The following is a 14392-nucleotide window of genomic DNA, read 5'->3' on the forward strand; positions in this document are numbered from 1 at the left end:
CAAAGCAATGAGAGATAACTGTAGTTTAGCCACAGTTATCCGCGTTAGCAGCCTGACTTGGCTGCTAACGCGGTGTTACCTAACTCATTACCAGCTATAGCTAACGCCTACGCCTCCGCCAAAGCTGCGATAGCCGTCTGCGCCAGTTTGGCCTTCCAGATGAACCCAGGTGTTCAAGTTATCGGTAAATTCGCTCTGTATACCGACTTTCATCTCAGCCCTGTTTTTTGGCATATCCTGATCGATACGCATCTCGTTCAACGTCACCGATGCCCCTTGTTGGGTGTGCCACCAGTTAACTTCAGTAAACGGATGAAGCGTGTAATCATCATATTTAATCTTGCCGGTCAGGCGGCTACCAAGACGGGTGCTCCAGCTGTCATTATTCTGACCATCGATCACGGCGTTGCTTGAGTCAACGAAACGGTCGGCAGAATATTTGCTATAAACCACCTGAGCCTGAGGAATCAGACGCCACTCAACCTTGCTGTTATCGTTAAGAATAAAGCTGTAGCCACTTTCCACCGAGGCAGTCAACGCACGAGAATCATACTTGTCCGCTGCCATTCCATCGCCTGATACATCGTTATTGTACCAACCGTACTGGAACCAGTTATCGACATAGGCACCCGAATGCTCTTTGGCATCGGCAAACCAGGTTGCATACATACCCAGACTGAAACCGTCCAGTGAACCGGTTGCGCTATGGTTTACACCGTTCAGGTTGCGGTTACCGGTAGAATCCGTATCTACATCGCCCCAGCTACCCATTGCTCCAATTGACAGGCGCTGTTCACTATCGGTGAAATCGAGTAGATCGCCACCGACCTGAACCAGCGTGTAATCACCGTTCATATCGATATTGCCGCCAGCGGCCTTGCTATCAACGTGACCGCTGATAATTCGACCCCATGCGTTACCGTTATCGCTCTTAAACTGGCTGCCCTGACGATCGAACAGCGTTTGCATTTGTAGCAGGTTGGTCATTGACTGGTTACCCAGATAGACACCGATTTCCGGGCGGTATTGCGGTATTACGCCGGGGGTTGGCGCCGGGGAGTTACCGCCCCATGAACGCAGATACCAGTTACCATCGGCTAAGCCAGGTTGTCCCTGATACAGGCTATATTCGTATGCACCGGCGACCACGCGATTGGCTAGCGTAAACTGGCCGTTTGACTGCCCGGCAACGCTGACTACTTCGATACCGTTAACCGTCTGGGCACCGGTTCCACCGGCGTTGTTGATAATTACATTGGTGGTACCTGATGTATCACCCAATACCACTAGTTTATCGGTAACCGAACTATCGTCGCCCAGCCTGGTGCTCAGCGTCAGCTGACCATTATTAGCAACGTAGTTGCCTTTAACGATTAACCGGCTGCGAGGGTCTGGGCTAGCCATCAATATTTGGCCATTGTTGATCATATTGCCACCGACGGTAAAATTACCCGTTGGTGAGGCCGTTACGCCAACGGCGGCATCGGCAACGGCCAGCAATCCATTGTTGATAACGCTGCCGTTCACGCCACCGTAACCGCCGAGCATTGCCCCTTGAGCAACGGTAACCGTTTGCAGGCTTCCTAAGACTGAATCATTAAATAGAACCAGCCCTCCGGAATTAACCGAGGTGGTACCTGTATAGGTCTGACTTTTATTCAGAGCCAGCTTGCCAGTGCCCTGTTGAATCACATCGCCACTGCCGCTGATAACTGCATCGTATAACTGGTTGCTACCGTGGTTAAAGATCAGTACGCCATTGTCAGAAATGTCTCCCATTACGCTACCGTAATCGCCGCCGTTGCCCAGCTGTAGGGTGCCGGAATCGATAGTGGTGATGCCTGAGAACGTATTCTTGTTGGTCAGTATTAACGTACCACTGCCGGTTTTCGTCAGGTTACCGCTGCCGGAGATAACTCCGCTGATAGTATTGTCAGTGGTGTTATTTGTCGTCAAGGTCGCGCTACCTAACACAACATTACCGGCACCGCTTAAGTTATTAACGTGCTGATCGAAGTGATTAAGGTTAAGCGTTGCGCCATCGGCAACGAGCACCTGCTGGCTGTTAGCGATGATATCCGTATGTCCGGCCTGTAAGGTACCGCCATTGATTAACGTTGTTCCGCTATAAGTATTGGACTTGGTTAGCTGTAGCGTACCGTCACCGGCCTTGGTCAAGGATTTTCCATCCCAGCCGGTTGCCGAATTGGCCGCTTCATCAGCCAGAACTACGTCCATGTCGAAATATTCGTTAGCGTCGCTCAGCGTGAATGTTCCATTCGCGTTGGCCGGGGTTGCCGTATGTGCTGCATACCAGGTTAATGCCAGACCAATATTATAGGTCTGGCCGTCATTAATGGCCGTGATAGACAGATAATCCACCGGGCTAGAAGCGCCACCTAGATTAATCGCGGCAAAATCTCCCGTCAGGTTACCCGGCGCCGACGTTTGAATAACGTTGAACAGGCTATAGGCCAACTGCGTTGCGCTGGCGGCTTCAGGAGCGCTGTAGCCGGACAGGTTAAAGATTGAATTACTGCCGAGATCGGCGGTATCTGCCGTTATTACCGGGCTAGTATTGCCCGCCACAATTTCCAGCGTACCTTCGGTTTCAAACTGATTAGTGATGGTCAGTGAGGCATCCGCCGCCATTGACGTGGTTGCGCCCGCGGCCGTTTGGTAATCACCCGCGTTAAATGCTCCGTTTTGAGTAAATTTCAGTTTACCTTCATTGACTAACACTTGGCCCTGTGATGAGCCAAGGGTGCTTAACGTCGCGATTCCTGCGCCGGATTTAATCAGGGTTCCGCCGCCGCTGAGCTGATTAGTCAGCGTGCTATCCTGCGCAAATGCCAGTTCCAGTTCATCGTTGTTGGTAATGCCTGATAAACCCAGAGCCTGCGCTTGGGTTCCAACCAGTCGTCCCTGATTGATCGTGGTTGAGCCGCTGTAGAAATTAATACCGGTTAACGTGAACGTATCTGTACCGGTTTTAATTAGGCTACCGTTACCGTTAATAGAGCCATCAAAGGTGGTCGCCGCTAGGCTGTTTACCGTTAGGTGGCCATTGCCTAGCAGAATTGCACCGCGGCCGGATAAATTATTGGCTATCTGACTAAAATTATTCAGGTTAAGTTCGGCGCCATTACTCATCGTTACGCTTGCCGCGTTAGAGAATGCGTTATTTACGTTGGTTTGTAGCGTTCCGTCCTTGATCTTCACACCACCGGTAAAGGTATTGGCTGAGGAAAGGATCAGGGTTCCTGCGCCTTCTTTAGTCAGATCTTTACCGTTCCATCCGGTTGCTGACGTTGCCCGATCGGCTAATGCGATGTCCACATTGAAGGTATCAGCTTCGTTATCCAGAGTGAAAACACCATTGCCCGTTAGAGCGCCAGACAGCCACGTCAGGCCAAAGCCCACGTTGTAGTCTTTATTATCGGCGCTCTTACCTGCACTGACCTTCAGATAATCTACCGAGCTAGATACTCCGCCTAGATCGATGTTGGCAAAATCACCGCTGATACCGCCCGTTGTACGAACCAGAGTAAATTCAGTGTTGGGTAATTCACTGGCTTTTGTCGGGCTGATGCTGGCATCAATACCGGTAACGTTTAGCGTACCGCTAAGTGTCGCAGTAGCCGCGCTGATTATTGGTTCAATCGTTCCTATGTGGATATTCAGCGTTGAGCCGGTACTTTGGGTCAGTGCGCCGCTCAGGGCTAAGGAGGAGTCTGTCGCCAGCGAGGTGGTTGCGCCACCGGCGGTGGTCAGGCTAGCTCCGGTAAACGCGCCGGTCTGAGCCAAATTCAGGGTGCCGCCGTTGACGGCGATAGCGCCCTGTTTTGAACCGGTTCCGGACAATGTGGCAATCCCGCTGCCGGTTTTCACCAGACTACCGGTACCGCTGAGTACATTACTCAGGGTGTTGTCGGTGGCGAAATCAAGCTGCAGGGTAGCGCTGTTAGCTATGGCTCCGGTTCCCAACGCCTTGCTTTGGGTGGCGATTAGCGTACCGGCGCTTACGGTGCTGCCGCCCTGATAGGTATTGTTACCGCTCAGAGTCAGGCTACCGGTGCCGGTTTTGGCTAAACTACCGGTGCCGCTGATAACGCCGCCAAACGTGGTGTTGGCGCTATTGTTGGCGGTTAGCGCCGCCGTGCCAAGGGTGATTTGACCGAGGCCGGTCAGGTTATTGGCCCGCTGGGCATAGTTGTTTAAGTTCAGCGTGGCTCCGCTGCCTACCGAGACGTTGGCGCTGCTGGCGAAGGCATTGCTCACGCCGGTACGCAGGGTTCCTGCATTAATCAGGGTGTCGCCGGTATAGGTATTGGCAGCGGATAGGGTCAACGTTCCCTGACCGGCCTTGGTCAGGGTGGTACCGTTCCAGCCGCCGGATGCGGCTTGGTTAGCCAATACCACATCGACATTAAAGGCGTCAGTTGGGGCGGCGAGCGTAAAGGTGCCGTTGCCGAGGGTGGAACCCGCTAACCACGTCAGGCCAAAGCCGACGTTGTAATCGACAGCGTTCACCACGCGACCGGTCAGCGTGAGGTAGTCGACGCTGCTGGCGGCTCCGCCCATATTGATGTTGGTAAAGTTACCGGTGATGCCGCCGCTGGTAGTATGAATCACGGTAAACTGAGTACCGGTCAGGGCGCTGGCGGTGGTCGGTGCGGCGGCGCTGAAACCGCTGATGGCCAGCGAGCCGCTTAGTGAGGCGCTCAGCGCCGTGATAGCAGGATTAACGCTGCCGATGCCCACGCTCAGCGTTGAGCCGGTACTTTGGGTCAGTGCGCCGCTCAGGACTAGACTGGAGTCTGCCGCTAATGAGGTGGTTGCTCCATTGGCGGTGGTCAGGCTGGCTCCGTTAAACGCGCCGGTCTGAGCCAAATTCAGGGTGCCGCCATTAACGGCGATCGCGCCCTGTTTTGACCCAGTTCCGGACAATGTGGCAATACCGCTGCCGGTTTTCACCAGACTGCCGGTGCCGCTGAGTACATTACTCAGGGTGCCCGCGGTGGCGAAGTCGAGCTGCAGGGTGCCACTGTTAGCCACGGCACCTGTTCCCAGCGCCTTGCTTTGGGTGGCAATCAGCGTACCGGCGCTAATGGTGCTGCCGCCCTGATAGGTATTGTTACCGCTCAGGGTCAGGCTACCGGTGCCGGTTTTGGCTAAACGGCCGTTGCCGCTGATAACGCCGCCAAACGCGGTGTTGGCGCTATTGTTGGCGGTCAGCGCCGCCGTGCCGAGGGTGATTTGACCGAGGCCGGACAGGTTATTAGCCTGCTGGGCATAGTTGTTTAAATCCAGCGTGGATCCGGTGCCCACAGAGACGTTGGCGCTGCTGGCAAAGGCGTTAACGACGCCGGTGCGTAAGGTGCCTGCGTTAATCAGGGTATCGCCGGTATAGGTATTGACGGAGGATAGAGTCAACGTTCCCAGACCGGCCTTGGTCAGGGTAGTACCGTTCCAGATGCCGGATGCGGCTTGGTTAGCCAATACTACATCGACATTAAAGGCGTCATTTGCGTTAGCGAGCGTAAATAGGCCGTTACCCAGCGTGCTACCCGCTAACCACGTCAGGCCAAAGCCCACGTTGTAGTCTTTATTATCGACGCTCTTACCTGCGTTGACCTTCAGATAATCCACCGAGCTGGATGCTCCGCCCAGATTGACGCTGGTAAAGTTACCGGTGATGCCGCCGGTAGTATGAATCACGGTAAACTGGCTGCCGGTTAAAGCGCTGGCGCTGGCTGGTGTGGTGGTGCTGAAGCCGCTGATGGCCAGCGAGCCGCTCAGTGAGGCGGTCACCGCCGTGATAGCAGGATTAACGCTGCCGATGCCCACGCTCAGCGTTGATCCGGTATTTTGGGTCAGTGCGCCGCTCAGGACTAAGCTGGAGTCTGCCGCCAGCGCGGTGGTTGCGCCATTGGCGGTGATCAGGCTGGCTCCGTTAAATGCGCCGGTTTGAGCCAGGTTCAGGGTGCCGCCGTTAACGGCAATCGCGCCCTGTTTTGACCCAGTTCCTGACAATGTGGCAATGCCGCTGCCGGTTTTCACCAGACTACCGGTGCCGCTGAGTACATTACTCAGGGTGCCCGCGGTGGCGAAGTCGAGCTGCAGGGTAGCGCTGTTCGCTATGGCACCGGTTCCCAACGCCTTGCTTTGGGTGGCGATTAGCGTACCGGCACTAATGGTGCTGCCGCCCTGATAGGTATTGTTACCGCTCAGGGTCAGGCTACTGGTGCCGGTTTTGACTAAACTACCGGTGCCGCTGATAACGCCTTCAAACGTGGTGTTGGCGCTATTGTTGGCGGTCAGCGCTGCCGAGCCGAGGGTGATTTTGCCGAGGCCGGACAGGTTATTGGCCCGCTGGGCATAGTTGTTTAAATCCAGCGTGGCTCCGTTGCCCACCGATACGTTGGCGCTGTTGGCAAAGGCGTTAACGACGCCGGTGCGTAAGGTGCCTGCGTTGATCAGGGTATTTCCGGTATAGGTATTGACGGCGGATAGGGTTAGCGTTCCCAGACCGGCTTTGGTCAGGGCGGTACCGTTCCAGCTGCCGGCTGCGGCTTGGTTAGCCAGGACCACATCGACATTAAAGGCGTCAGCGGCGGCGGCGAGCGTAAAGGTGCCGTTGCCGAAGGTGGTGCCCGCTAACCACGTCAGGCCAAAGCCGACGTTGTAGTCAACGCCGTTCACCACGCGACCGGCCAGCGTGAGGTAGTCGACGCTGCTGGCGGCTCCGCCCAGATTGACGCTGGAAAAGTTACCGCTGATGCCGTCGGTGGTATGAATTACAGTATATTGGCTGCCGGTTAAAGCGCTGGCGCTGTTCGGGGCAGTAGCACTGAAGCCGCTGATGGACAGGGTGCCGCCCAGCGTGGCGCTCAGCGCCGTGATAGCAGGGTTAACGCTGCCGATACCCACGCTCAGCGTTGAGCTGGTATTTTGGGTCAGTGCGCCGCTCAGGACTAAGCTGGAGTTTGCCGCCAGCGCGGTGGTTGCGCCACCGGTGGTGGTCAGGCTGGCCCCGTTAAACGCGCCGGTCTGAGCCAGGTTCAGGGTGCCGCCGTTAACGGCAATCGCGCCCTGTTTTGAACCGGTTCCGGACAATGTGGCAATACCGGTGCCGGTTTTTACCAGACTGCCGGTGCCGCTGAGTACATTACTCAGGGTGCCCGCGGTGGCGAAATTGAGCTGCAGGGTACCGCTGTTCGCTATGGCACCGGCACCCAACGCTTGGCTTTGAGTGGCAATCAGCGTACCGGCGCTAATGGTGGTGCCGCCCTGATAGGTATTGATACCGCTTAGGGTCAGGTTACTGGTGCCGGTTTTGACTAAACCGCCGGTGCCGCTGATAACGCCGCCAAACGTGGTGTTGGCGTTATTGTTGGCGGTTAGCGCCGCCGTGCCGAGGGTGATTTTGCCGAGGCCGGATAGGTTATTGGCCTGCTGAGCATAGTTGTTTAAATCCAGCGTGGCTCCGCTGCTTACCGAAACGTTAGCGCTGCTGGCGAAGGCATTGTTCACGCCAGTGCGTAAGGTGCCAGCGCTAATCAAAGTATTTCCAGTATAGGTATTGGCGGCGGATAGGGTCAGCGTTCCCAGACCGGCCTTGGTCAGGGAAGTACCGTTCCAGCCGCCGGATGCGGCTTGGTTAGCCAGTACCACATCGACATTAAACTCGTCAGTTGAGTCGGCGAGCGTAAAGGTGCCGCTGCCAAGGGTGGAGCCCGCTAACCACGTCAGGCCAAAGCCGACGTTGTAATCGACAGCGTTCACTACGCGACCGGCCAGCGTGAGGTAGTCGACGCTGCTGGCAGCCCCGTCGAGATCGACGCTGGTAAAGTCACCGGTGATGCCGCCTCCGGTGGTATGAATCACGGTAAACTGGTTGTTGGTCAGGGCGCTGGCGCTGGTTGGGGCGGTAGCACTGAAGCCGCTGATGGCCAGCGAGCCGCTCAGTGAGGCGCTCAGGGCCGTGATAGCAGGATTAACGCTGCCGATACCCGTGCTCAGCATTGAGCCGGTATTTTGGGTCAGTGCGCCGCTCAGGACTAAGCTGGAGTTTGTTGCCAGCACGGTGGCTGCACCGTTGGCGGTAGACAGGCTGGCTCCGTTAAATGCGCCGGTTTGAGTCAGATTCAGGGTACCGCCGTTGACGGCGATAGCTCCCTGTGTTGAACCGGTTCCGGACAATGTGGCAATACCGCTGCCGGTTTTCACCAGACTGCCGGTACCGCTGAGTACGCTACTCAGGGCTCCATCGGCGGAAAAATCGAGCTGTAGAGTACCGCTGTTAGCTATGGCACCGGTTCCCAACGCTTGGCTTTTGGTGGCAATCAGCGTACCGGCGCTAACGGTGGTGGTGCCCTGATAGGTATTGTTACCGCTCAGAGTCAGGCTACCGGTGCCGGTTTTGGCTAAACGGCCGGTGCCGCTGATAACGCCGCCAAACGTGGTGTTGGCGCTATTGTTGGCGGTTAGCGCGGCCGTGCCGAGGGTGATTTGACCGAGGCCGGTTAGGTTATTGGCCTGCTGGGCATAGTTGTTTAAATCTAGCGTGGTTCCGCTGCTCACTGAGACGTTGGCGCTGTTAGCAAAGGCGTTAGCGACGCCGGTGCGTAAGGTGCCTGCGTTAATCAGGGTGTCGCCGGTATAGGTATTGGCGGCGGATAGGGTCAGCGTTCCCTGACCGGCTTTGGTCAGGGTAGTACCGTTCCAGATGCCGGATGCGGCTTGGTTAGCCAGTACTACATCGACATTAAACGCGTCAGTTGAGTCGGTAAGCGTAAATAGGCCGTTACCCAGAGTGGTACCCGCTAACCACGTCAGGCCAAAGCCGACGTTGTAGTCAACGCCGTCCACCACGCGACCGGCCAGCGTGAGGTAGTCGACGCTGCTGGCAGCGCCGCCCAGATTGACGCTGGAAAAGCTACCGCTGATGCCGTCGGTGGTATGAATCACAGTATATTGGCTGTCGGGCAGGTCGCTGGCGCTGGTTGGCGTTACGCTGGTATCGATGCCCGATAGGTTGAGCGTCCCGCCTAACGTTGCGCTATCGGCACTGATCTTTGGCGTGTCGCTTCCCATCGCGATGTTCAGTATGGCTCCGGCAGTTTGGCTTAGTGCGTCGCTGAGGATTAACGTCGAATCTGCCGCCAGTGCGGTGGTTGCGCCACTGGCGGTGGTCAGGCTTTCTCCGTTAAATGCGCCGGTCTGAGTGAGATTCAGGGTGCCAGCGTTGACGGCTATCTCGCCCTGAGTTGAACCCGCTCCGGATAGAGTAGCGACACCGCTGCCGGTTTTTACCAGACTGCCGGTACCGCTGAGTACATTATTCAGGGTGCTGTTGCTGGCAAAATTGAGCTGGAGGGTGCTGCCGTTAGCCACGGTTCCCGTTCCCAGCGCACCACCATGGGTGGCCAGCAGCGTACCGGCACTAATCGTCGTTCCACCCGTATAGGTATTCGCCCCGCTAAGGGTTAGCGTACCAGCACCATTTTTGGTCACACTACCATCGCTGCTGATAACGCCGGTATAGGCTGAATTATTGCTACGGTTGAAAAGCACTACGCCGTCGTTAGCGATATTTCCGGCATAGTCGCCGGTGAGCCCGCCGCTACCAATTTGTAGCGTAGAACCGCTATTAATCTGGGTATCGCCGGTATAGCTGTTACTTCCGGTCAGCGTTAAGGTGCCGCCTTGTAGCGTTAGCGTTCCTGCTGTACCGCTTAGCACGCCGGCTAAGCTACCGCCGCTGGTAATATTGAGATTACCAGCGTTAATATTGAGATTACCCGCACCGTTCAGTTGGCCGACGGTTTGCGTCTTACCGTTAAGGTTGGTGTTCGCGCCACTGCTGATAATCAAATTACTGGTCTTACCCAATGCGTTATCGCTTCCGGCAATTAAGGTGCCGCTGGCAACGGTAGTACTTCCGGTATAGGTATTGGCCGCATTATTCAGCGTGATGCTAGTGGTGGCATTAATCGCCAGATTACCGCTGCCAATCAGCTTGGCTCGCAGTTCATTCGCGCCTGACGGCGTTGTGGTATCGCCTGACAGCGACAGGGTCTGCCCACTCTGTAAATCAAGTTGCGAAAGGGTATAGCGCGTAAACAGGCCGGTTGAATCATCGCCAAGAGCAAAACCATAGGTGCCGATAGCAACGATATTTGAGCTTTGAACAATGTTGGCGGTATCCACCACCGGATTACCGGCCAAGTCGGTCAGCGTTAAGTTTTCAGAACTTCCCGATACGCCGTTAGAGGTTATCAGGCGGAAATTAATACCATCGTCCTGAGTCAGTAAGCTAGCTGAAGTGTTAACAATTGAATTCGGATCGATTGATATATTACCGGAGTTCAGCGTTAGTAGCCCGGTGGAGTTAATCGTTCCAGTCGCCAGATTATTAAAGGTTAGCTTACCGCCGTTGAGCGTCAGGCCTCCAATATTCTGAGTATTAGCACCGACGGTGGTTAAGCTGCCACTATCCAGCTGTAAAATCGCGTTAGTTAATGCGGCGGTATTGTTACCTGATAAAACAAAACTGCTCTTACCCAGTTGAACGGTACCGGCGAATGCGCTTCCCACGCCAGACCCAAACTGGAAAGTGTTGCTATCCGCAAGTAAACCAACCTGTAGTAAGCCCGCGCCGGAAAGTGCGTTATTAAAGGTATAGTTGCCGGCCGACGGCTCATCAACAAACAGTGATGCTCCCGAAGCAATGCTGACCGCGCCGGAACTGACCGTTCCGCCGTTGGTCAGGCGCAAGGTTCCGTTAGAAACGGCCGTGCCGCCGGTATAGGTATTTACGCCGGTGAGGGTGAAAACGCCGGTTCCCGTTTTGGTTAGTTTACCCGCACCGCTAAAAATGTTGTCAGTGGCAATAGCAAAACCGTTGGAGTCGATAGTGCCGCCATTGGTACCCAGTACCAAATTACTGGTAGAAAAACCGCTAATGAATGAATTGTTATCGCTTTTGGCCTGTAGTACGCCGCCGTTGAAATTGACGATCCCTGTGGTGCCGGTGCCGCGTTGAAGGCTATTTGTTGATAGCGTGCCTGAATTGTTCAGGTTAACCGTGCCGTTTCCGGTACCGTTGCCGACCTGCACGCTACCCGCATTGACCTGAGAGCCGGTACCGTCAATCGTCATATAGCCCGCAGTGCCCGCTGCATAACCCAGATATAGGGCGTTAGCAACGTTGACCTGACCGCCATTATTCACGGTTAGTGTGTTATTTCCTGCGGTGGCATTACCAATGGACAACGTGTCCATCACCACGTTTGAACCGGCGTTACTCACGGTCATCGTACTGGCGTTATCAATGGTACCTTTGGTTACCTGAACGGTATTTCCACCGTTGATAACCACGCCTCCGCCGCTAACCTGCAATAAAGACGTTGGATCTAACAGCGCTATCGCGCCGGTTAATGTTAACGTACCGCTTCCCTGCTTAGAGACCGTTCCATTACCGCTGATAGTACCGGCATAGGTAGTACTTGCCGTGCTGTTAACGGTTAGCAGCCCGGTTCCTGTGGTAATAGCGCCGCCCGTACCGCTCAGGCTTTTTAGCGTTTGGTTAAAGTTATTTAAATCAAACGTGCCGCCGGTAATATTCAGGCCAGAGCTGGCGGTAATAATATTGGTGGTATTAGCCTGTAACACACCTCCCGCAATGGAGGTTGCGCCGGTATAAGTATTGGTTTTAGTCAGTACTAACGTACCGTCACTCACTTTACTTAGCCCGCCGGCATTGGTTAGTAGGCTATCCAGTATGAGAATATTACCGCTGGCAATGTCTGCCGTGGATATATTTGCCGCGTTGGTGCTTAGCGAAATGCTGGGGGCAACAATACTGCCATTGCCGCTGAAACGGCCTGCGGTGGAGGTTATACCGCCGGTTCCCGCATTCAGGTTAAACACCCCTCCGTTAGCCGCTACCGTGCCGCCAGAATTGATGTTGATGGTCTGTGCCTGCAGCGTACTGCCGTTATTACCTTGCACGGTTCCGCCGTTGTTAACGGCAAAAAGACCAAACCCAGCGTTACCATAACGAACTCCGTCGGTAAGCGAGAAGGTTCCCCCGTTTACCGTGGTATTGGTTTGAATATCTGAGTTATATAATGCATCGCCATTATTACCGTGGAAAATTACCTCACCGGCACCGGTCTTATTTACGACAATGGTAGCGGTAGATATTGACGCGATAGGATCATAAAAATGGATGAAATTGCCCGCAGAAGCATCCATATTCAGGCTGCCTGCGCCACCGAGATAAATGGCATTGGGGTTACCAGAATCGGCTACCGGGGCATAAAGACCGCCGCTAGTTGGGGTGAAGCTAGCGGCCTGACGGTTACCCTGAAACGTAATATCACCACCGTTGGCATTCAGGTTGATGGTACCTGTTTTCAGGTAAATGGCTCCGCCCAGAGTTTTAGCATAGTTATTGGTTACGCTGGAACCCGCTCCAAGGGTTAGCGTTGCCGCCGAGCCCGCATCGTAATAAATGGCACCGCCGTAGCCGAACCCGTTTAATGAATAAGCGTAGTTATTTTTGAACGTAGTCGCACCGTTAAAGGTCATCAGGTAGTTGTAGTTACCACCATTACCATAGGCGCTGACTGCTCCGCCCAGTGCGTTATAATTATTCTTCGGCTCAATAACATAGTTGCCATCAAAGGTGGTTGTATTATTGAATATTAGATTAACGCCGGCCGAGCCGGGGCTTAGGTAACCAATATTAATCGCACCGCCGCGCGAATGCTGATCGTCAACGTGATCGGGATAAGTAGCGGAATTGGTTGTTGTACCGTAGACGTAGTTGCCGGAAAACGTGGTAGGCCCATTAAATTGTATGCTGGCAGCACCTCCCCAAGCATCAATGGCGCCACCGAAAACCGATGAATGGTTATTGGTGAAATTGGTCTCGTCGGCAAACGACATTGTGCCGCCATTGACATCATATACCGATAGTGCGCCGCCGTAGTCAGCCGTCCAGTTGCTGTCAAAGGTGACTTTACCTTTAAAGTTCATGGTGTTCTGACCATAAAGCCCAACTACGCCGGGTTGATCGGCTAGCCCATGGTTTCCTCTGAACACGACTCCGGCGGTGCCACCATCGATATTCATGGTGGAATTTGTACCACCGCGAATCGCTAAGATAGGTCCATAGTCTGCGGAAGCAAAGGTGTTGTAATCCGTCGGGCCAATATTCAGGAACGTAGTACCTTCCAAATTGATATTGGCAACATCATTGGATTGAGACATCTTTATCAACGCGTTCTGAGGGCCCGTGAACGGTTTCGAGGTAATGATGGCATTATTAATGGAGATAGTACTGGTGGTTGCAGACAGATCTAATAACCGCTGGCCGCTGGAAGCAGCGGCAGAAATGGTGTAGCCATTACCGTCAATCGAAATAATAGATCTAGCCGCACTATTTACAGCAAAACCCGTGTTCCAATTCACATCACCGTCAAGTATTAAGTCATAAACGCCGATGTTCAGGCCATTAGTATAAATATCCTGATTATTGGTTAACGTGGTTGGCGCGCCAAAGGCACTGAGGGATAGTCCCAAATAAAACGAGGGGAATGCAATAACGATAGCTTTTTGTAACGAGTTAAGCGCATTTCTCTTATTCTTCTTTGCGCTGATTTTGTTGTCCATAATTACTTGTCCTTAGGGTAATCCGCGCAAAGCGGAACGTGATCTTTATAGTATATTTAAAGGCTTAGCTTATTAGTTTAGTAGCTAATTAATTAATTAACAAACGAGTGGAAATGATATTTTATATCCGCTCATTTGGCCCTGCGTTCAATGCGTTTAAATTTAATAAATGTGGTGGTATGTAATTAAAATTATTTTTAAGTAAAAGTTATGTTAATCATTAAATTAGTGTGATAATAAAATTTGTAAGAATTTTGTTGCGCCAACTAATTGAATAAAACTAGGTATATAAGAGTTGTTAATTGGCTATTAATCAATACCCAACATGGGGTATTATTTGGCTCTGAATTAGCCTAAAAGGTATTCTTTACTTGCAACACCACGCGATCACGCTTTAACCCGGTAATATCGGGCCGCTGCGGTGACTGGGTTTGGAAATGGGTAACATCCTTGCTAATCGCATCTGCGTCTTCCTCCGTCTGATAGACGATAGTGCCAATAAATTTCGGGCTTCGGGCTGCTTAGAGATGAGATAGATTTAATTTCACAAGTCGATACGTTAGTATCAATTTCTAATATAGGTTTGTCAACCCAGACTAGTCATTTTGTTGTTATTCTTAAACTACCTCTATGGAGGTGGTGAGTGTTCCTGTGGGGCTTTGCCCGTAGGATGCCGTGCTAAATATTAGCTAGGCTTATTAGGCAG

General features: G+C 53.4%; 1 protein-coding gene. It reads right to left on the reverse strand.

The window, feature by feature from the left end; translation table 11 throughout:
* Positions 1 to 87: 87 nt before the first annotated feature.
* Positions 88 to 13686: an autotransporter-associated beta strand repeat-containing protein gene (locus GVI43_RS09710; protein WP_159566667.1), complete on the reverse strand. Its 13599-nt coding sequence runs from the start codon at positions 13684 to 13686 to the stop codon at positions 88 to 90.
* Positions 13687 to 14392 lie beyond the last annotated feature (706 nt).

This window comes from Budvicia diplopodorum (genome assembly GCF_009800925.1).
GTDB lineage: Bacteria > Pseudomonadota > Gammaproteobacteria > Enterobacterales > Enterobacteriaceae > Budvicia > Budvicia diplopodorum.

What these genes read in the sequence shown, in the direction of transcription:
- GVI43_RS09710 (WP_159566667.1), bottom strand. Translation starts at nt 13,686, where the DNA reads ATGGACAACAAAATCAGCGCAAAGAAGAATAAGAGAAATGCGCTTAAC.